This window comes from Aquabacterium sp. (assembly GCF_004297345.1).
GTDB lineage: Bacteria > Pseudomonadota > Gammaproteobacteria > Burkholderiales > Burkholderiaceae_C > Aquabacterium.
The window spans coordinates 1-20,435 of sequence record NZ_SCTN01000399.1; the positions used below are offsets into that span (position 1 = coordinate 1).

18 protein-coding genes and 1 tRNA gene are annotated in these 20,435 nt (G+C 61.3%); 7 read left to right on the plus strand and 12 right to left on the minus strand.

The genetic code is table 11. The features are described 5' to 3' along the window. Positions 1–642, minus strand: a 642-nt coding sequence (locus tag EPO09_RS15405; RefSeq protein ID WP_290644214.1) for an AraC family transcriptional regulator ligand-binding domain-containing protein, incomplete at its 3' end; no start/stop codon positions are given. Between the two features lie 133 nt (positions 643–775). On the opposite strand from EPO09_RS15405, the gene EPO09_RS15410 reads away from it, so the two are divergent. The 4 genes from EPO09_RS15410 to EPO09_RS15425 all read left to right on the plus strand — a co-directional run bounded on the left by EPO09_RS15410 (position 776) and on the right by EPO09_RS15425 (position 4,176). Beyond that, positions 776–1,879, plus strand: coding sequence for an acyl-CoA dehydrogenase family protein (locus EPO09_RS15410; protein WP_290644215.1), 1,104 nt, complete (start codon positions 776–778; stop codon positions 1,877–1,879). Next, positions 1,876–3,261, plus strand: coding sequence for an acyl-CoA dehydrogenase family protein (locus EPO09_RS15415; protein ID WP_290644216.1), 1,386 nt, complete (start codon positions 1,876–1,878; stop codon positions 3,259–3,261). Before EPO09_RS15410 ends, EPO09_RS15415 begins: the two co-directional genes overlap by 4 nt. Positions 3,262–3,281: 20 nt before the next feature. Beyond that, a complete protein-coding gene (locus EPO09_RS15420; protein WP_290644217.1) occupies positions 3,282–4,043 on the plus strand; it encodes an acetoacetate decarboxylase family protein in 762 nt (253 codons plus the stop codon). A 56-nt stretch (positions 4,044–4,099) separates the two neighbouring features. Then, positions 4,100–4,176 (plus strand) — tRNA-Pro (locus EPO09_RS15425). A 59-nt stretch (positions 4,177–4,235) separates the two neighbouring features. Here EPO09_RS15425 and EPO09_RS15430 read toward each other — a convergent pair. The 10 genes from EPO09_RS15430 to EPO09_RS15475 form a co-directional block, all read right to left on the minus strand. Then, a complete protein-coding gene (locus EPO09_RS15430) occupies positions 4,236–5,069 on the minus strand; it encodes an SDR family oxidoreductase (protein ID WP_290644218.1) in 834 nt (277 codons plus the stop codon). After that, the gene (locus EPO09_RS15435) at positions 5,066–5,806 is read right to left on the minus strand and encodes a hypothetical protein (protein WP_290644219.1); all 741 of its coding nucleotides are present in this window, start codon (positions 5,804–5,806) and stop codon (positions 5,066–5,068) included. Before EPO09_RS15435 ends, EPO09_RS15430 begins: the two co-directional genes overlap by 4 nt. Before the next feature lie 4 nt (positions 5,807–5,810). Continuing rightward, on the minus strand, positions 5,811–6,245 hold the full coding sequence (locus tag EPO09_RS15440; protein WP_290644220.1) for a DUF5360 family protein: 435 nt from the start codon (positions 6,243–6,245) through the stop codon (positions 5,811–5,813). A 2-nt stretch (positions 6,246–6,247) separates the two neighbouring features. Next, complete coding sequence (locus tag EPO09_RS15445) at positions 6,248–6,604, minus strand: multidrug efflux SMR transporter (RefSeq protein WP_290644221.1); 357 nt, start codon at positions 6,602–6,604, stop codon at positions 6,248–6,250. Next, positions 6,601–7,752, minus strand: coding sequence for an acyltransferase (locus tag EPO09_RS15450; protein ID WP_290644222.1), 1,152 nt, complete (start codon positions 7,750–7,752; stop codon positions 6,601–6,603). The genes EPO09_RS15445 and EPO09_RS15450 overlap by 4 nt, the downstream gene beginning before the upstream one ends. Before the next feature lie 14 nt (positions 7,753–7,766). After that, positions 7,767–8,633: a class I SAM-dependent methyltransferase gene (locus EPO09_RS15455; protein ID WP_290644223.1), complete on the minus strand. Its 867-nt coding sequence runs from the start codon at positions 8,631–8,633 to the stop codon at positions 7,767–7,769. 46 nt (positions 8,634–8,679) lie between these two features. Next, the gene (locus EPO09_RS15460; protein ID WP_290644224.1) at positions 8,680–9,918 is read right to left on the minus strand and encodes an aminotransferase class I/II-fold pyridoxal phosphate-dependent enzyme; all 1,239 of its coding nucleotides are present in this window, start codon (positions 9,916–9,918) and stop codon (positions 8,680–8,682) included. 208 nt (positions 9,919–10,126) lie between these two features. Further along, positions 10,127–10,696, minus strand: a complete 570-nt coding sequence (locus EPO09_RS15465; protein ID WP_290644225.1) for an acyl-homoserine-lactone synthase — start codon at positions 10,694–10,696, stop codon at positions 10,127–10,129. Positions 10,697–10,786: 90 nt separating this feature from the next. Beyond that, positions 10,787–11,146, minus strand: coding sequence for a DUF4902 domain-containing protein (locus EPO09_RS15470; protein ID WP_290644226.1), 360 nt, complete (start codon positions 11,144–11,146; stop codon positions 10,787–10,789). A 113-nt stretch (positions 11,147–11,259) separates the two neighbouring features. After that, the gene (locus EPO09_RS15475; protein WP_290644227.1) at positions 11,260–11,973 is read right to left on the minus strand and encodes an autoinducer binding domain-containing protein; all 714 of its coding nucleotides are present in this window, start codon (positions 11,971–11,973) and stop codon (positions 11,260–11,262) included. 371 nt (positions 11,974–12,344) lie between these two features. Here EPO09_RS15475 and EPO09_RS15480 point away from each other — a divergent pair, with 371 nt between their 5' ends. Genes EPO09_RS15480 through EPO09_RS15490 form a run of 3 tightly spaced genes read left to right on the plus strand, consistent with a single transcriptional unit; the run spans position 12,345 to position 19,193 of the window. After that, positions 12,345–18,017: a PA14 domain-containing protein gene (locus EPO09_RS15480; RefSeq protein WP_290644228.1), complete on the plus strand. Its 5,673-nt coding sequence runs from the start codon at positions 12,345–12,347 to the stop codon at positions 18,015–18,017. Next, positions 18,004–18,498, plus strand: coding sequence for a hypothetical protein (locus EPO09_RS15485; RefSeq protein ID WP_290644229.1), 495 nt, complete (start codon positions 18,004–18,006; stop codon positions 18,496–18,498). Before EPO09_RS15480 ends, EPO09_RS15485 begins: the two co-directional genes overlap by 14 nt. Beyond that, the gene (locus EPO09_RS15490) at positions 18,495–19,193 is read left to right on the plus strand and encodes an SCO family protein (protein WP_290644230.1); all 699 of its coding nucleotides are present in this window, start codon (positions 18,495–18,497) and stop codon (positions 19,191–19,193) included. Before EPO09_RS15485 ends, EPO09_RS15490 begins: the two co-directional genes overlap by 4 nt. Positions 19,194–19,253: 60 nt before the next feature. On the opposite strand, the gene EPO09_RS15495 is transcribed toward EPO09_RS15490, so the two are convergent. After that, the coding region (locus tag EPO09_RS15495) for an acyltransferase family protein (RefSeq protein WP_290644231.1) at positions 19,254–20,435 on the minus strand (1,182 nt) is incomplete at its 5' end.

Here is a 20,435-nt window from a genome sequence, read left to right on the forward strand (position 1 = left end):
GCGCACAAACAGCCGCAGCGGCTTGAGCAGCGACTGTTTGTGCGCGATCACGCGCGTGTCCGTGGCGCCAAAGCGCAAAGGCCAGCCGAAGAAGGCCTGCACGGCAGCCAGATCTGCGGGCGCAGCCATGGCGATGTCCATCGCGTCGACCAGGTCGGCCCAATCTTCTGCCCCCGCTTCCTTGCTCAGGTTGCGGATGAAGGCGAGATCACGCATCAGGTAGAAGTCACGGCAATCGCCCAGATCCAGGCAATCCATGTAGTGCGCGCAGACCAGCTCACCTTCCTCTTCCATCAGGATGCGAAACGGCGTGAAGGTCAGGTCCACATAGCGGGCCAGGAAGCGGCAGGCCTCCAGCATGGTCGGGTGGCTGACCAGCGCTGCGCCCAGCGTGCCGAAGCTGTTGTAGTGGTAGAAGGTGCTGGCTTTGAGGCCGGGCACGGATTCGCGGGTCAGGCGCAGGTAGTTGCGCACCACGATCAATTCATGCGTGAAGGGGATGTCTCGGTTGGCGTCGCGCAGCAGGGCGTCGGTCAGCCCCGTGCCTGCCAGCAGTTGCTCGGCCTGCAGCCCCTCATCCAGTGCGCATTGCAGCAGGGGGTACACCGACATGGTGGAGACGCGAAGCGAACGAAGATCCATGACATCCAGATTTGCGCAGAACAACCCAATACAGCGAATTGGCCAGATCGATCAGTAGCCTGACCGATCGCAGCATCCACACCCGATCACCCCCCACCTAGCATCACCTCGTACATCACAACGAGGAGACAGCGTGCAGTTGAGCGATGAAGACATCGCCATGATCGGCGACAGTTTGCAGCATATCTGCAGGGATCTGGCTGAGGGCTTGTTCGCACGTTCGGAGCAAACCTGTGAGCCAGCTCGCTTCAAAGAGGCGCTGAATCTGTTCATAGATCAAGGATTCGTCAACCCCAGCCAGGGTGACGAGGGCTGCGGCGTATGGGAAGGATGCGAACAAGCCCCCCAACTGGCCTTGACCTTGCGCAACCTCAGCACGATTGCCCGTGTCAGTGCCTCGCTGGCTTTGAGCGTGCACCGGTCTGCCTTGGCACTTCACCTGCTGAAACAGTTGGGTGAACCGACCGAGCTGGATGCGACACCTTGCATCAACCTGCATGGGCGCCACGGCATCGGGCGAGGCGAGTTGGCCAACTGGTGGTGCGATCAGCCGTTTGACGAGGCCGTGTTGCGCGATGTGTTCGCCCCTGATCGCGCGTGCCTGGGCTTGATGCCTCGGCAAGCCCGCTCATTGGTGGTGCCAGTGTTCAAGGATGGCGCCATGGCCTGGCAGATCATGTCGGGCGGTGTGGAAGGCAGCGCGCCCGGCCACGGCCTGGACGAGTTGCACGACGGCTCTTTTGCCGCACGCCAGACGCGACTTGTGCAACTGCCTGTTCAACAAGCCAAGGCTTTGTCGCGTGACATCTGGCATCGAGAGTGGTTGGGCCTGCTGGCCATTCAGCAAGGCTGCGTCCAGCAGATGAGCGAGATGGCGCAGGCATTTAGCACCTTGCGCTTTCAGGGCGGGCGCATCATCGCCGGCCATGCGGCCGTGCAGATCATGAAGGCCGACATGCAGGCTGCCCTGACCGATGTGCGCACCGTGCTGGCCGGGCAGGCTTTGAATGAAGCCGGCTTTGTGGACCTGCTTCGTGCGCGCAATCGCCTGCACGAAGGCCTCGCGCTGGCTGCCAATGTGGCCATGCAGACCTTCGGTGGCCTGGGCTATATGCGTGACAACGGCATCGAGAAGCGCTGGCGCGATGTCAACCACTTGCGCCAGCAAAGCGGCAGCGCCTCGGACATGCAGTTGATGTCTGCCAACTGGCGCGATCTCGAAGGAGCGGCAGCATGAGCACCCTGGATCACATCGAAGGGCATGTGCCGCAGTTGCACGTGCTCAATCCCTTGAACCGGATCAAGGAACTCAACACCTTAGGCCGTGCGCTGACCCACTACGGCCCTGCAGACCTGTGGGAGATGGACACGGCCAGCCTGCCATCTGCCCTGGCGCATTTGCGGCGCCGTGTCCGGTCGTTCGCGCAACAGCATATGGCACCCAACGTGCGCTTGCTGGATGAAGCCGAACATGCCGCGCCAGGCACCTTGCATCCTGCTGCACGCCAGCTGTTGATCAAGGCCGGCCACGCGGGCTACATGTCCAACGTCGTGCCCGCTCCGCTGGGATCGGCATCCATGTGGGACATGCGTTTTTCGCCCGCCTACCGCATGGCCATTCAGGTGGAAGAGATGTCGGCTGTGTGCGCGGGGCAGATGCTGCTCTTGAGCGCCCACCATCTGGGCCTGGCCCCGGTGTTGCTCAGTGGCGATGTGAAAGCCATGTGGCGCTTCATCCGCCCCATGCATCAGGACTTCATGCAAGGCAAGCCGCATTTGTTTGCCTACGCCATCACCGAGCCCACAGCAGGCAGCGATGCCGAAGATGGCCTCGGCGCGCACACCAACCGCCCCCGCGTGGTGGCCAAGGCCGTGCCAGGTGGCTACCGCCTCAACGGCCAGAAGTGCTACATCAGCGGTGGTGACGTGGCCCGCAAGGTGGCCGTGTTTGCTGCGCTGGAAGGCGAGGGCTTCGACTCCTGGACGTGCTTCATGCTGGATGCGAGCAACCCGGGCATGAGCGCACGCCGCACCGAGTTGAAGATGGGCATGCGTGCCAGCAGCGCGGCCGAGCTGACCTTTGAAGACGCCTTCGTGCCCGAGGCTGATGTGATCGGTGGCCTGCGCAAAGGTTGGGCGCTCAACCGCGCCACGCTCAATGCCTCGCGCTACCCCGTGGCCGCGATGGCCGTGGGCATCGCCCGACATGCCTGCGAACTGGCCTTGACCTATGCCATGGACAAGCGCCTGGGTGGGCGCACCTTGATCTCTTACCAGGAGGTGCAACTCCAACTGGCCCAGATGGTGGCCGAGACCCGCACGATCAGGTCCTTGCTGTGGCAGCAAGCCAGCGGCAGCCAGCAAGCCCGGCAAGCGGGCGCCTGCATCAGCAAGTTCATGGCCACCGATCGTGCTCAGGCGATCTGCGAGATGGGCATGACCCTGATGGCCGAGCACGGCACCCGCACGGCCAATGGCATGGAAAAACTGCTGCGCGACATCCGCCTGACCCGCATCTTCGAAGGCACCAACCAGATCAACCGCTTGGGCCTGATCGAAGACATGCAGCCCCAACTGCTGGCGCGCATGGCCGGCCAGCCCATCCACATCAGCGTGTAAAACAAAGAGGACAAGACATCATGCGAACCTATTTCGACGTAGACAGACGGACCTATCCGACCCGTGTCGGCCCGGTTGAGTTGCCCATCCTGTACTACAACACTGGGGCGGTGTTCGCATCCTTCCTGGTGGATGAAGACAAGGCCCAGGCCGTGTTGCCACCAGAACTGCAAGCCGTGACCTTGCGGCCCGGCAAGGGCCTGGTGACAGTGGCCTTTTTTGAATATGTAGATTCCTCCGTCGGGCCCTATAACGAGATGGGCATTGCAGTGGCCGGCCATCCTGTGAAGTCGAAGTTTCGGGACACGGCGGCGTGGCATTGGGGCAAATCGATGCTGCCGGGCATGTACGTGGCAGATCTGCCTGTGACGACGACGGCGGCCCATGCGGCAGGTCATGACTGTTGGGGCTACCCCAAGATCATCGTGCCCATTGATTTTCAGTTGCGAGACAAGGATCTGGATTGCGCTGTGCGCAGCGAGGATGGCCGTGATGTCTTGTGCCGGCTCGTCGGGCGCGCCGGGGCGAGTGTGAAGATGTCCGCCCCTAATCTGATGACCTACACGCTGTTCAAAGGGCAACTGCTGCGCACGGTGATCAACACCAGAGGGCAGATGCGGCACGGCATGGGTGGCGAGGTGCGCTTGCAATGCGATGGCGGCGGTGCGCATCCATTGAGCGCGCGCCTGCGAAATCTGGGGCTGCACGGCGCCACGCCATTGATGGTTCAGACCATTCAGGGCATGCACGCCATCCTGCCCGCCGGCGAGCCCGTGAAATGATTTTCAAACAACAGTGTTGCCGAGTCGATTTTTCGGTATAGAATTGCATTCTTCGTCGGGGCGTAGCGCAGCCTGGTAGCGCATCTGCTTTGGGAGCAGAGGGTCGTGAGTTCGAATCCCACCGCCCCGACCATTCAATTCAATGGGTCAGTTTCGCAAGGAACTGGCCTGTTTCCATTTCCAGACTCGTTTTCATTCCGCCTTTGTTCCAAAGCGTGCTTTCAGTTGCCGCCCCATCTGCCCTCGCAGAATGAGATCCAACAACGGCGGGCACAAAGTGTTGAGTTTGCTGATCCACCACGTTTGCCGGCCCATGATGGCGCCAGGCGAGCGTGCTGCAATTTCACGCAAGACGAAATCAGCCACATCCTGAACAGCATGCAGTGGTGCGCCCATTTGCGCCCACAGCGGGCCGTAGGGGCGTTCGGCATCCGTGTCGGCCGGTTCAGGACACAGATAGCTGACCGTCAGTGCGCGGCCTTCCAAACGGAACTCCCTGTTCAAGGCCTGACACAAGGTAGACATCGCTGAACGCGTCGCCACGTCTGCGGCGTAATAGGGCAGGGCCAGGTGACCGTCGCCAAAGCCGCCTATGTGCGCGATCACGCCATTCGGTTGCATGACCTGATCGGCCAGCGCGCGTGTCAACACCATCGGCCCCAGCAGGTTCACGCCCACGAGTTGCGCCATGTCGGCGAGGCTATGTTGCAAGAACGGTTTGCGCACATCACAGCCGGTGGCGAAAACGACCACGTCTTGCGGGCCCAGCCTGTCGGCGATGTCGTTCAAGGCAGCCAGATCCTGCAGATCCATCAACAAGGGCCTCACGCCCCACAGGCTGGCCACCTGTTGCAGGCGCGCTTCGTGCCGAGCCAGCGCGGTCACATGCGCACCTGCGTGCACGAAGGCCTGTACCAGTGCTTCGCCAAACCCACCTGTCGCGCCGATCACGCTGACGTGCAGTCCGACCAGTCTCGATGATTTGCTTGTGCGCACCTGATCTGCCGTGGGGCTTGCGCCTGTCATGGCAGTTCTCTCAGCAGGGTCAGCGTCAGGCGCCTGCTTTGATGTGGCCGGTCATCTGCTGGCCAGGTGCGCGCTTGCAAGAGTTGGCCTTCAACCCGCCACAGGCTATCGAGTCGATGTGACAAACCCAGGCGCCAGGACCAATCCGCCCAGCCGTCTTGCGCCTTGCCCAGGTAGTCGCGCCTGAACGCGGCGTTGGCGTAGGTTACGGCTACGCCCAGCCCGATCCACCCTGACGTGGTGGGCAGGCCAGTACTGATCCCGGACTCGGCCTGCCAGCCATGGCGCTGTGCCCCCGCGCCTTGCGACACGGCGCTTTGCCACCAGAGCGCAGGATGAAGTTGCAGGTTGGCAAAAACCTGGGCTTGCAGGCGCGGCCCTATTCGGGGTGCGTTCGTGCCTTCATCCTGCCGTGCGCGCCCCCATTGCGGCCAGGCCCTTGCGCCTACAACGTGTTCGCCAGGCAGGGGCGTTTGCCACCCTGCACCATGTTGCGTTGACAGGAACCAGCCGTCCTGTCGAAAGTAACCGAGCGCGGGCATGAGGCCGTATCGTTGATGCGACCCCTCGGGCGAGCGAGGAAGGCTCATCCATCCGGCACCCGCACTGAGCCGATCTGCAGAAGGGGGCGCATCCATGTCCGCCAGCGTGCCCCATGCGTGACTGCTTGCAGGCAGCCACAGGACCAAGAGCAGGCCCATGAGCCATGCCATGTGTGCAGCCGAGACGCGGCGCAAGGTGTCAGGCCTCCAGGTTGCGCAATCGGGCTGCCATCAGCCACCCCGATGGCAGCATCAGGAGCGCGTTGGCGGCCCACCAGGATGGATCGAAATCTGCCGTCAAGGCCCAGAAGGACAGCGCCATCAGGCCGGCGCAGAAGGTCAGGCACAAGCTGATGAGGATCAGGCTTTCACCCATGGCTGTTCGGGCTTGCCGGGTGAAGGCGATGCCGGCCAGGCCTGTCAGGGACGCCAGCAGGTCGAGCGGCAGGAAGGACCAGTTCCAGGCGGAAATGACCGGGTCGTGATAGCCCTTGAACAGCCAGGCAGGCGGCATGACATCGGCCAGCGCGATCAACCAGTACAGCAGCAGGCCAACATCAACAAGCAGCAGGTAGGCGCACAGTGCGGGCCAACTGCGCTGAACATGCCATCGGTTCATGGGGATCGTGTTCATGATCAAACGGCGCTGACGGCTGGTTTGCCCAATTGAATCAACACGACGCCAGCGATCACCAGGCCGATGCCAAGCAAGGACAGGGTGGACAAGGCGTCTCGAAAAACGACGTACCCGATCGCCGCTGTCAGTACGGTGCCCACGCCCGACCAGATGGCATAAGCCGCTCCGACGGGAATGTGCTTCAGCGACAGCCCGAGCAGGTAGAAGGCACAGACATAGCCCACTGCGGTGATCGCGACGGCGGGCCAGTGCTTGAAGCCATCGGAAGCGCGCAAGGCATTGGTGGCGATCACCTCGGCACAGATGGCCAGGGCCAGGAGCAGGGCAGGCGGTGAAGTCATCAGGATGTTGTTCATGAACGGATGGGCAGGTGAACGGCTGCGGGCACGTCGAGATGGGCCACGAAAGGGCGTTCAAAGCGATGATGGAACCAGCTGGCAAACGCCATGCATATGGGCGGGCACAGCAGGCAAAGGGCAAGCCATTGTGCGTGCGGCTCATTCAGCCAGATGCGGACTACCAGCCAGATGGCGAAGATCAAGGGTGCATGGGTGAGGTACAGCGAGTAGGCATAGTCCCCCACACCTTGCCACCAGGATCGCCCCAGTCTCAGGCTGGCCGCGTTGCTGCCGGTCAACGCCCAAAGCATCAACACGGTCACAGCGGTACACAGCACATCCAGGTAGGCCAGGTATTGTTCCGATCGCACAAATCCCAAAGACAGTGACACGGTCATGAGTGCAGCCAGGGCCAGCAGTCCCATCACGGGCGTGAGCCGCCACAGTGCGGCATGCAGCCATTGGCGCTGCTTGCACGCCCAGATGCCGGCGTAGAAGTGTGCGATCAGGCCCAGATAGGGGAGCGGGAAGTCAGGGATGGCCACCTGCGTGAGCCCGGCAATCAGGCCATACACGGCGCCATAGACCACGAGGATCGACCACCATGGCATGCGCTCGGCAAAGCGAACCATCATGGGGAAGCACAGATAGAGGTGGAACTCCGCCGCCACAGACCACATGGCGTAGTTGATCTGTGTGCTGTCCACGAAGTCCTGCAGCATCAACAGGTGGGAGACGACGCCAGATGTGGTGACGGGCACGCTGATGTCCCATTGCGAGCCAGTGTGCTCGCTGCCGGTCAACCAGATCACCAATCCCGACACGAGCAAGGCCACGTAGTAGGGCGGTGCAATGCGCATGAAACGACGCCAGTAGAACGCCCGTACCTTGTAGCGTGGCAGGTTCATGCGGCACGATGCAGCCAGAGAAAAGCCGCTCAGCACGATGAAGAACACGACGGCGTAGTGGCCGTAATACAGCCATGCCGTGGCCTGCAGCCAGGTACCGGAAGGCGTGATGCCGTAGCCCAGCGGTGGCGCCACGGCGGGCCATATCTGGAACCAGATGTGGCTGATCATCACGTAGAAAGCCGCCAGACCACGCAGCGCGGTCATGGCGTCCCAGTCGCTGCGCGATACCTGCCAGGCAAGGCGTGTCGCGGTCATGCGCGTGGTCTCGTTCAGTTCTTTTGAGCCAGCAGTACGCTGAACTGATGCGTCAGCGGTACGCGCTTTTTCTGAGCCGCTACCAGTTGCTCGAAAGCGTAGAGAAACTCGTCACGGCTACTTGGCTCGATGGCATCCAGAAAGCCTGCCGAAGCGCCAGACTTGAGCATGTATTCACGCACTTCCCCGGCCGATTCGTAGGGGATGTCCAGCGAGCCGTTCCAGCTGTTGAGGTGGGTCAGGCTGCCTTGGCAGAATTTTTTGGTCAGATAGCGTGCGTCTTCCGGCAGGTTGATCTTGATGGCTTTGCGCAGGTAGCGAGGCTGGCTGACGATGAGTTGCTCGAACAAGGCGCTGATCTCGGCCAGCGTGCACTTGCGGTTCTCGATGATGGCCAGAATGCCGCCTGGGCGCAGCACACGCTCGACCTGGGTGCGCAAGGTGTCGTGGTTGAAGTAGCACACGCCCCACGCGCACAACACGGCATCCAGTGATTCGGCCTTGCGCTCGCTGATGGCATCCAGCGCATCGCCGTGCCAGAAGTCAACCCTGGGGCCGTTCGTATGGCTGTTCTTGAGCTTGTTGACGGCCAGCATGCCCTCGGACAAGTCCACGGCAGTCAGGTGTGCATCTGGTTTCAGTCGTTTGCAAACGGCTGAGGTGAGCCGCCCCGTACCCGCGGCCAGCTCCAGAATGCGCTCGTGGCCCTTGAGTGGAATCTTCTCGGCGAATTGATCCGTGATGCTGCCCAGGTAGCGTCCGTAGTAGCTGTCATAGGTGGTGGAGGCCTGATCGTAGTCGTGCTCCACATCCGCGAAGTTGCCGACAATGTTCCATCGCACGGTGTTGATGGCCAGGCGCAGGGTATTGAGTGCTTTCATGATGGTGTGATGACAGGCTTGGGTTGATGGAGCAGGGATGAGCGTTTCAGGCCGCCAGGTCGGGTTCGGTGACCGAACTCAGAAAGTCGGCGAGCAACTGGATCGTTGTGTCGATCTGTGCGTAGCTGTGCGCCCGGTTCAGGAAGAAGCGGATGCGCGCGGCGTTCTTTGATACAGCCGGGTAGATGATGGGAAAGGCGTTCACACCACTTTCCCGCAAGGCACTGCAGGCGAGGATGGCGGCTTGTTGATCAAGGTAGATCGGAAACACGGGCGTGCCGCCTGCTGTGCCGGTGTTTAGTCCGGCGGCCTGGGCCTGCATCAGGAAGTGCCGGGATTTGTCCTGCAACTCTTCGACCAGTGAGGGGGCTCTGTCGATGATGTCGAGTGCAGCCAGCGCGGCCGCCGCATTGGCTGGAGGCAGTCCGGTGCTGAACACGAAGCCTGGACAGTTGTACTGCAGGAAGTCGATCAGGTCGCGATGGCCAGCCACGTAGCCGCCACAGCTGACCAGCGACTTGCTGAGTGTGCCCATCCAGATATCGATGGCTTCGGGCGGCACGCGGTACATCTCGGCAATGCCGCGGCCTGTTTCGCCGATCGTGCCCAGGGAATGGGCTTCATCCACCATCAACACGAAGTCGTACTTCGCCTTCAGGGCCACGATGGCGCGCAGATCAGGCGCATCGCCGTCCATGCTGTAGACCCCTTCCACCACCACCAGCACGTGCTTGAAGGGCCGTGCCTGTTTGAGCTTTTCCTCCAGATCCTGCACGTCGTTGTGATTGAAGCTGCGACGTTCTGCGCCTGACAGCTTGATGCCTTCGAGCACGCTGTTGTGGATGTAGGCATCGTGCAGGATCAGATCGCTCTTGCCGAACAGAAAGCCGATGGTCGTGACATTGGCGCCATGGCCACTGACAAAGGTCAGCGCGCGCTCCACGCCCAGAAAGTCGGCAATGCGTTGCTCCAGTGCCTGATGCAAGGGCGTTTCACCTGAGACCAGACGACTGGCGCCTGCGCTGGAACCAAAGCGCGCCACGGCATCCAGGGCGGCTTGCTGAACATCGGGATGCCGGGTCAGGCTCAGGTAGTCATACCCGGAGAAGTTGATCACTTCCTTTCCCGCTTCGGTCTGCATCATGTGGCCGTTGTGCGAGTGGCGAGGTTCGAAGTAGCCAAGCAAGTGCCCGATCTCCGCCTTGGCTTGTTTGAATACGCGATAGCGTCGATCGTGGTACCACCCTGAGTCAGGCTGAGAGGGGAAGTTGGAGTGCATGTGCATGGCAGACCCTTGCCTGGGAAATTGAACGAATACCGCACCAGCCAGAATCGGCCAAGGCGTTGTGCCCGTTTTGAAGAGGGCTCCCTGTTTTTGTATGAATCTTGTTTTGCTGGATCAAGGCCAGCTTGTTGATCTACTGTCGTTGATGGCGCCTGGTCGAACAACTACCAATCCTGGTAGTTGTCAAAGCAGGAATCTCTTCGGTGCATCAGGCTGCAAGCCGGCCTTGCACCTCGATCCAGCATGCGAACAAGGGCCGGCCATCCAGCACGACTGGTGGTGCCGCGCGGTGGGCTGCGAATCCTGCGCGACGCAGAAGCCGCTCGATGCCCAGTGGCGATACGGTGATCAATCGTTGAACACCATGTTGCGCTGCATAGGCCAGAACAGTGCGCAGCAGCCCTACGGCGACCGGCGATGAGAACTGGCTCAGCGGGTTGCCCTGCCGCTCGTTGAAGTCCATCGCGGCAAAGCGTGACAGCTCCCAGACATCTGCTTGCCTGGGGGGCAATTGCTGCCCCATCAGCTGCGGGAAAACTTCCTGCAAGAGGTAGGGGTGCGTTGTGGGCAGCAGGCGTGCGATGCCGTTGAGTTGCCCTTCGTCGTCCCGCGCAACCATGTACACGGTATCGGGGCCATCGAATTGATCGAGTTCCAGGCCGTCTTGCGTATTGAGTTCCCATCCCAGGCTCTCAACGAAGACGCGATGACGGTAGCGCGCCATGCCCGTCATCAAGTCAGGTTTCAAGCAAGCGGCCGTGCCAGCGATGTATTCCACCTCAACCTCCTTCGGTTTCGTTGAGGGGATTTCACTCGCTCCGTGCCTGATGCGTAACTACCAGAACTTGTAGGTAGTGTCGGCCCTGGGCTAACTTATAAGGAGGGGCACCTGCTCGCGCCACTGAAGGGCGTCGACCACGGTGGCCAAGGTCTGGAAGTTGCGATGCCAGCCATAGTCCAGCAGCCTGTCATCAACCAGCATCACATTGCTGCGAGGCAAGCCAACGCGCACATAGCGCAACACGCCATTGATCGTTTCCAGACGCCAGTCCCAACCCAGGCTGATCTGGGGCTCCGCGATGCCGATCCATTCCATGTAGCCAGAGATGGCTGTGGCGGTGCCGCAGCGCGCGGTGATGTCGTCATCGAGACCACTCATCAGATGCTGCAGACGCATGGAGAGCATCTGGTCCAGTGAGAGGCGAAGAAAGCCATCGTCTTGGGTCATGGCTGACGGTCCCTGTGTGATCAGCGCAAAGCCGGGGAGCGTAATTTGCCCGCTACGCGCTGAACACGTCAAGGGGATGAACCTTGATGGTACGGATGTGGTGAGCGAGTGGCTCAGCTCAGCAGGCCCAGCATGGCTGCACGCACCACGGCGGCGGTCTTGTTGGCAGAGCGCAGCTTGCTGGTTGCGTTCTTGATGTGGAAGTTCACCGTGTTGACCGAGATGGCCATGATCTCGGCGATCTCGCCGGACGTCTTGCCATCAGCACACCATTTGAGGATGTCGGTTTCCTTGGGCGTGAGTGGCCGCTGATCTTCGTCCCGCATGGCGCGCGTGATGGCGCGGGCCATGGCGGTGTGGGCCACATTGGCCAGCCAATGCATCTTCATCTGCTTGTCGTCGAGTTCGGTCTGAGACAGTGGTTCGCTGGACCGGCAAAGGGTCAGCATGCCTCCGCCGCCAAAAACATCCAGGCTGGACTGTGCCCAGCCCACCTTCAGCCCGAAGGATTGGGCATCGGCCCAGAATTCTGGGGCATCGGCAAACACCTGATCACTCCAGATCAGTGGCGACTGACTCTTGCGACAGTGCCGGACGGTGGGGTCTGTTTGCAGATAGCCTGCCTGCGTATAGCGGTCCTGCCATCCTTTGGGATAGTTGTTGAGCATGATCACGCGTGGATTGCTCAAGGGAATGGGTGCGCGCAAGCCATAAGCGCATTGCTCGAACCCGAGTGCCTTCGCTGCCTTTTCTATGGTTGCGAATACACCTTGCTGTGTTGGCGCATGTTCCAGCGCCGTCAGGAGATCTTCTGCCCACGAATTCATCACGCCACCAACCCGTCAGCCGCAAGCGTTGAAATGCGGGATGCTGTTCTGAAATGACAGATTGCGCCATCCCTAAGTTTCACGGAAATAAATGAAGGTCCGGTCAAGCCAGTATTTGTTTTCTGACCTTTGTCTTATTGCGCCGGATGGCTGTCGTGATTCGCCACCTGTTGTCAAAATGGGTCCATTCGAATAAGGGGAATGGGCCTTCGGGCATTTATCTGAGTGGTTGCCTTCTTTTCGCACAGCGCAACACAATCCGCGTTTTGTTAACAACTGACATATTGTTAACAAATCAACACATATAAAACGACATCCATTTATCGGCATTGCTGGGTGGTGGTTTGTCGTGCTGGCGGAAGCGATTGCTCATGAACAACAAGGTCCTCATCACTGGCGGGAACGCCAGCCGCAAGCGCGTTGTCCTGCTTGTGGCCTGCGTGTCGGCGTTGGCTTATGCCGCGTCTCAATTGCTGGATACCTCCGGCAGCAGCACCTTGCTTGCATCGGGCGATACCTCTTCGACCTCGACCTCGACCACGTCTGGCGCAGGCACGCTGGTGTCCGCCCAGAACAGCTATGCGGCGCTGACGCCCGAGCAAGCGGCCCTTACCAAGTGGGATGCGCCCGTGTCCTTGCCGGTTGTGCCTGTGGGTGCTGCCTTGTTGTCCAACGGCAAGGTGCTGGTGTGGGCCAGCAACCTGACGAACAACTTCAACGCCAGCGGCAACACGATGACCGCCTTGTTCGATCCGGTGACGGGCACCTCGGTGGCCCGCAACGTGACCGAAACGGCCCACAACATGTTCTGCCCGGGCACGGCCCGTCTGGCTGATGGCAGCTTGCTCATCAACGGCGGTTACGACGGCGCGCAAAGCTCGATGTACGACCCGGTTGGTAATACCTGGAAGACGGCTGGCAAGGTCAACATTCCCCGCGGCTATCCTGGCAGCACCACCTTGGCTGATGGCTCCGTGCTGACGCTGGGTGGCGCCTGGGGCAATGTGACATCTGATCCCAAAGGCGCGGAAGTCTTCAGTGTGGCCACCGGTTGGCGCACGCTCAGCGGCGTGCCCGATGTGCCCGAGTTCATGATGGACCGGACCTTCAAGAGCTGGCAGAGCAACTCGCACTACAACCTGATCCCCACAGGCAACGGCAAGGTCTTGCTGGCTGCGCCTTCGGTGGACATGTACTGGATCGACACGCAAGGCAATGGCAGCTATGTGCCTGCTGGCCAGCGTGGTGACGATGGCCTGGCCTTCTCGGGCAACACAGTGATGTTCGAGGCTGGCAAGATCCTCAAGGTGGGTGGTTCTTCGTGGAACAACAACACGCCTTCAAGCGCCGGCGCCTATCTGCTGGACACGAACAACGGCGGGGTGGATGTACAGAAGCTCGCCCCCATGGCGTATCCACGCACCTTCTCCAACAGCGTGGTGCTGCCCAACGGGCAGGTGGTCGTGGTGGGTGGCCAGACCAACACGCTGGAGTTCTCTGATTCGAATGCCGTGCTGGCGCCCGAGATCTTCGATCCGGTGACCAACAAGTTCACGGTGCTGCCGCCCATGAAGGTGGCGCGCAACTATCACAGCGTGGCCGTGCTCTTGCCTGATGGCCGTGTGATGGTAGGTGGTGGCGGCCTGTGTGCTTGCGCTGCCGACCATGCCGATGCGGAAATCATGTCGCCGCCGTATCTGTTCAATGCTGATGGCAGCAAGGCTGCGCGCCCGGCCATCATGGTGTCGCCTGACAAGGTTGGCTACGGTAGCACCGCCAACGTCGAAACTGACTCGGCCATCACGGGCTTTGCCATGGTGCGCCTGGGCTCTGTGACCCATGCGGTCAACAATGGCCAGCGCCGTGTCTCGCTGTCTTTCACACAGACGGATGCCACGCACTATGCGCTCAACATCCCGAGCAACCCCGGCATCCTGGTGCCAGGACAGTGGATGCTGTTCGCGATGAACGCCAACGGCACGCCATCCATGGCGCGCTTTGTGACGGTCAACAATGACGGTGCGCCCGTGTTGCCCGCGCAAGCGGCCATCACCGTGTCGTCCGGCGGTACGGTCAACGCGACCGTCAAGGCCTCGACCAGCACAGGCACACTGACTTACAGCGCCACCGGCTTGCCTCAAGGCGTGTCGATCAACAGCAGCACGGGTGCCATCACGGGCACGCCTTCCGTGCCCGGCAAGTACGTGGTGACCATCCGTGTGAGCAATGGCTCCCAGACGGTGAGCACGGACACGACGTTGGATGTGGTTGCCAGCGGTACAGGCACAGGCTTGCTGGCCCAGTACTTCAACAACACGACGCTCAGCGGCACGGCGGCTTTGCAGACCACGCAGGCTGTCAACTTCGCCTGGGGTGCGGCTGCGCCTGCAACCGGATTACCTGCCGACAACTTCTCCGTGCGCTGGAGCGGTTCTGTTGAAGCCGTGAGTTCGGGGGGCACCAAGATCCAGACGGTGTCTGATGATGGTGTGCGCGTCTGGGTGAACAACCAGCTCGTGATCGATAACTGGACTGCGCATTCGCCCACCACCAACACGGCCACGGTCAGCATGGTGGCTGGCCAGCGCTACAGCGTGGTGGTGGAGTATTTCGAGCAAGGTGGCGGTGCCACGATGCAGTTGCAGTGGCAACCCGCGGGCGCAACGGCTTTCGTGGCCATCCCGGCTGATCGCCTGTACCCAGGTGCCGTGCCATCGACCACGAACCTGGCTCAGGGCAAGGTGGCCACGCAGTCGTCTACTTATGAGACGGCGGCGGCCAGCCGTGCCGTGGACGGCAACACCAACGGTACTTATTCCGCTGGTTCCGTGAGCCACACGGCTTCGACTGCGGCACAAGACTGGTGGCAGGTGGATCTGGGCAAGCTCAGCCGCGTTGACCTGATCCAGTTGTGGAACCGCACGGACAGCAACACGGATCGTCTGCAGAACTTCTACGTGCTGATCTCGCCAGCCGACATGACTGGCCGCACTTTGGCCGATCTGCTGGCTGATCCCAAGGTCATCCAGCGCAAGGTGGCTGCCACTAATGTGGTCAGCAACATCGGCATCCCGGTCAATGGGCTGGGCCGCTATGTGCGTGTGCAGTTCATCGGTCAGAACTACCTGCATCTGGCCGAAGTGCAGGTCTGGGGTGGCCCGGGTGTCTATCACACGCCCACCATCAACGCGATCAGTGCGCAGACCGGGCTGATCAACAGCAACTTCAATCTGGCGGTCAGCGCCAGCGATGTCGATGGCAACCCGCTGGTCTTCAGCGCCACAGGCTTGCCTGCTGGCTTGAGCATCGTGCCGGCAACGGGCGTGATTCAAGGCAGCCCGACTGCTGCGGGTGTGTTCAACGTCACTGTCACAGCAGCCAACGATGGCGGCCTCAAGGCCTCCACCAGCTTCCAGTTGACCGTGCAGGATGTGGTGCCGGCCGTGACTTCCTTGCCTGCGCCATTGGTGAGCGCAGGCGGATCGGCCAGCTACACGCCCGCCATGGGCACAGGTGCCAGCGCGCAATACAGCTGGAACTTCGGTGATGGCACGGGCGATACGGCGTTCAGTGCCACGGCAGCCAACAGCCACAACTACAGCACACCCGGCGTGTACAACGTGGTCCTGACCGTGCGCACGGATGATGGTCGCGTGTCGTCCTATCGCTTCCTGCAGGCCGTGGCCAGCAGCGCAGCGACAACGGTCAGTCGTTCGACATCCAATCTGGCGCTGGAGGCCCGCACAGGCGCATCGGCGCGTCTGTGGCTTGTCAATGCGGACAACGATTCCGTCAGCGTGTTTGATACGGCCACCAATGCCCGATCGGCCGAAATCAATGTGGGCAGTGCGCCGCGCAGCATAGCTCGCGCCAACGATGGCCGCATGTGGGTCGTCAACAAGGGAGGCGCCTCCATCAGCGTGATCAGCCCCAGCACCCTGGCTGTCGTGCAGACCATCAGCCTGCCGCGTGCTTCGCAGCCCTATGGCATCGTGTTCTCGCCGCTGGACGGCAGCGCACTGGTGACGCTGGAGGCTGGTGGCAAGCTGCTCAAGCTGGATGGCAGCACCGGCGCCCAACTGGCTTCGCTGGATGTGGGCATGGACGTGCGCCACATGGCACTGAGCTCGTCGGGTGACAAGCTTCTGCTGTCTCGCTTCATCACCAAGCCCTTGCCCGGTGAGAACACGGCCAGTGTCAGCACCGTCAACGCTGCCGGCAGTCCGGTTGGGGCCGACGTGCTGGTGGTGGACCCGCGCAGCATGAGCCTGAGCAAGAACGTGGTGTTGGCGCACAGCGAGCGCGTGGATGGCTCCAACTCGGGTCGAGGCATCCCCAATTACCTCGGCGCAGCGGCCATCTCGCCTGATGGGCAAACCGCCTGGGTGCCTTCCAAGCAGGACAACGTCAAGCGCGGCACCCTGCGTGATGGCAACAACCTGGAGTTCAAGCACACGGTGCGTTCCATCAGTTCGCGCATCGACATGGGCAGCCTCAACGAGGATCTGGCTGGTCGTTTGGACTTCAATCTCTCCAGCGTGGCCAGTGCGGCAGCCTTCCATCCGAAGGGCGCCTACTTGTTCGTCGCACTGGAAACCAATCGCCAGGTTGCGGTGGTGGATGCCGCAGGCAAGCAGGAACTCTTCCGCCTGGAAGTGGGCCTGGCGCCGCAAGGCCTGGTGGTCTCTGCAGATGGCTTGAAGCTGTATGTGAGCAACTTCATGAGCCGCACGGTCAGCGTCATCGACCTGACGCCGCTGGTCAACTTCGGTCAGGCTACGCTCAATGCGCCAGCCACGCTGAATGCCATCACGACAGAGAAGCTCCCAGCCACGGTGCTCAAGGGCAAGCAGTTGTTCTATGACGCACGCGATCCGCGTCTGGCACGCGACAGCTACATGAGTTGTGCCAGCTGCCACAACGACGGTGGGCACGATGGTCGCGTGTGGGACCTCACCGGTCTGGGCGAAGGCCTGCGCAACACGATCACCTTGCGTGGCCGTGCCGGCATGGCCAATGGCTTCCTTCACTGGAGCGCCAACTTTGACGAGGTGCAGGACTTTGAAGGTCAGATTCGTGGCCTGGCCGGTGGCACGGGCCTGATGAGCGATGCGGACTTCAAGCTCGGTACACGCAGCCAGTCACTGGGAGACAAGAAGGCTGGGATCAGCGCCGATCTGGATGCGCTGGCAGCCTATGTGGGCTCGCTCAGCACCTTTGCACCATCGCCCAACCGCAACGCCGATGGCAGCCTGACTGCCGCAGCGCTGGCCGGCAAGACCGTGTTCAAGAACCTCAATTGCGCGCGTTGCCACGGCGGCAATGACTTCACCTTGAGTGGCGATGCCACGCAGTTGAAGGACATCGGCACCATCAAGGCCAGCAGCGGCACCCGTCTGGGCGGTGCCTTGCCTGGCATCGATATCCCTACGCTGCGCGATGTGTGGTCCACAGGCCCGTACCTGCATGATGGCTCTGCGGCGACCTTGGCTGATGCGGTCAGTGCGCACAACAGCGCCAGTCTCAATGGCGCTGTTGTCAACGCAACTGACATGGGCAACCTGGTGGCCTACCTGTCGCAGATCGGCAGCGAGGAGGGCGCCGCCCCCGTGCCCTACACAACCGGCACGGTCTTTGGCAAGACCACAACAGGAACGGCGTTTGCCGATGCCGTTGTGGCCGGGCAGAAGCTGACCGGCGTGGTGGTGCGTGCAGGCTGGTGGCTGGACTCCATCCAGAGCCTGGCCACACCGACCAACCTGCCATTGCATGGCGGGACTGGCGGCACGGCGGTGACCGTGACCTGGCCGGCCACGGAGTACCTGGTTCGCATCTACGGCAAGGTGGGATCGACGGGCGTGATCTCCGTGCTCAACTTCGTGACCAACACCGGTCGCGTCCTGGGGCCATACGGCACCGGCCAGGGCCAGACCAGCACCACAGCCTTTGACTACACCGTGCCCACGGGCAACCGCGTGCTGGGCTTCGCGGGTAACGCGAGCACCTATCTGAATGCGCTCGGGGTGATCTATGGCCCGCTTTGATCGCGGGCGAGCGCTGGGGCGCATGCGTTGGGGCCTGCTGCTGGCGGCTCTGGCGTTCTGCGCGGTATCGGGCGGGGGCTACTGGTGGTGGCAGCAACAAGCCAGGTTGGTTGAAGGTGAAGCCTTGTTTCGTGGCGAGGCGGCGTTGGCTGGTGCGCTGGCCGGGCAAGCACAGAGCCTGCCGTCCATGGCCACGCGATGCAGTAATTGCCATGAAACCCATCAGCCGCAACCGCTGGCAGACAAGGCTTCCTCGCCCGTGTCGGCGAGCACCTATGCCAGCCCCTTGAGTGCCACGTGGCTCCAGCAAGCGCGCTTGCGCCATGGCGGCCCTGAAACGCGCTACGACGCACGAAGCCTGTGCCAGTTGCTGCGTACCGGCGTTGATCCCGCCATGATCATGGTCAGCACGGTGATGCCGCGCTATCAGGCTACAGATGCACAATGCGCTGCATTGTGGACCTATCTCACCTCGCGATGACACGTATTCATGCCTGCGCACGGTCAACTGCCTTGATGGACAGGCGCCATGCCTTGCTGAACCTGGGGGCACTGCTGTTGAGCAGTTCGGCGGGGGCTAGCGCTTCGGCAGATAAATCCAAGAGCAAGCGCTCAGGCAAGCAATCCGAGGAGCAGGCATCGGCCGAGCGTGTCAGCCAGCACTTCCCGTTTGGTCCGGTGTGGCCGGTTCGCCCTTTGCCAGCCTGGCCCGTGCAGACGCACCTGGGGCGTAGCACCACGCTGTCAGCCTTGTGCAAGAGCCATGTCACGGCCATTCAGCTGATCTATACCAACTGCTCTGCGATCTGCCCCATCCAGGGGGCCTTGTTTGCGCAGGCCCAGAAAATGGCAATGGGCAAACTGTCCGATCATGCCCAGTTCCTGTCCTTGAGCATCGACCCCTTGTCGGACACCCCTCAGGCCTTGTCCCGATGGATCAGAAAATACGACCCGAGCCCAGGCTGGCTGGCCGCGGCGCCGGCCATCGACGATGTACGCGCCATGCGGGACCTGCTGAGCAAAGGCGGCGAAGCGCAAGGCGAGTCGCTGGATGCCCACCCCGGCCAGGTCTATTTCATCAATCGAAAAGGGGCCTTGGTACACCGCTCGCCGTCACTGCCTACGGCTGCGCAAATCGTCGCGATCATGGCAGACATCGAGCGCAGCCCGGATTGACCGCTCTCCGCAGTTGCTCCCAACGAGGGCACTCGCGAGGCGTCTTGCCGATCGCCTTCGTCAGATGGGTGTTCTCCTATCATCGAGCGCGACACCGCTGGTTGCTGACATGGCGTATCGGCTCAATGCTTGTTTGATGTGCGACGTGTGCTTCTCGAAGAGGTGATACGCCAGCAAGCTGAATGCCAATAGGGCCAGAACCATTCCAGCATAGACGGCCAACTGAGAACCCGTGGGCGGTGCTTTCAAATGGATGAGCCCATTTTGACCAAGCGCGGCGGCTGCAAACACCATGGCAGGGAAGTGGAACAGGTAGGTCGAGAAAGAAAATTCTGCAGCCCAATGGTGAAAGTTGGCCATTGGCAAAGGCTTGCGGACGGTGGACAGGCTGACGAGCAGCAGGCAAAAGGTTGTGGCAACCACTGCGTCGGCCATGAATTCAAGGGCCATGCCAGCCTGTGCGTGATGGAGTCGAGTCCATGCCATGGCGGCAAGAAACAACAGCGCGGCTATGGTGCAGTTGGGCTTTTTGATATGGGCGCGAACCCACACGTGAGCGCCCAATCCCATTACCCATAAGGCACCCCATAGCAGCATCTGTGTTGGTAGCAGGGCTGCCAGCGCCAGCGCTGCCAGTGCACAAACAGTACGATGGGCGCGCGACTTGAAGGCCATGGCGACGAAGGCGAACAGGCAGTAATACCACCACTCGTTGGCAAGACTCCATAAAGGGCCATTGGAGCCCAAAGGGGAAACCAGGATCCCTTGCAGGTTCAACAAATTGCCCGAGATGGTCAACCAATCGGTGCGTATGAGAACGTGGTCAGGCAGCGAGTTGATGCTGTACTCAGACAGCGCATTGGCGTACATCCGCGAAGACTCAAACCAGTGTGCCCCTGTCCTGTCGAATACCCAGCCAACGATCAAGGCTGGTATGAGCACGGTGTAGATGCGGCTGAATCTGGCGATGAAGTAAGCGCCTGGGTCAGGTGTGTGTGTTCGCCATCTATCCAGTGTCATGCCGCCAACCAGAAAGCCGCTGATGACAAAAAATATGATGACGGATTGATGCCCGAAACCCGTGAAAAAGTAGAACGCTTTGATGGCCCAGCCAGCGCCATGCAGCTCACCCATATCGGTCAGCAGCATATTGCGGACATGCCCACAGACCACGAGCCATGCCGCCATCCAGCGGGCCATATTGAGAAATGACGATAAACCTGGGCTCACAGGTCGCCCCCC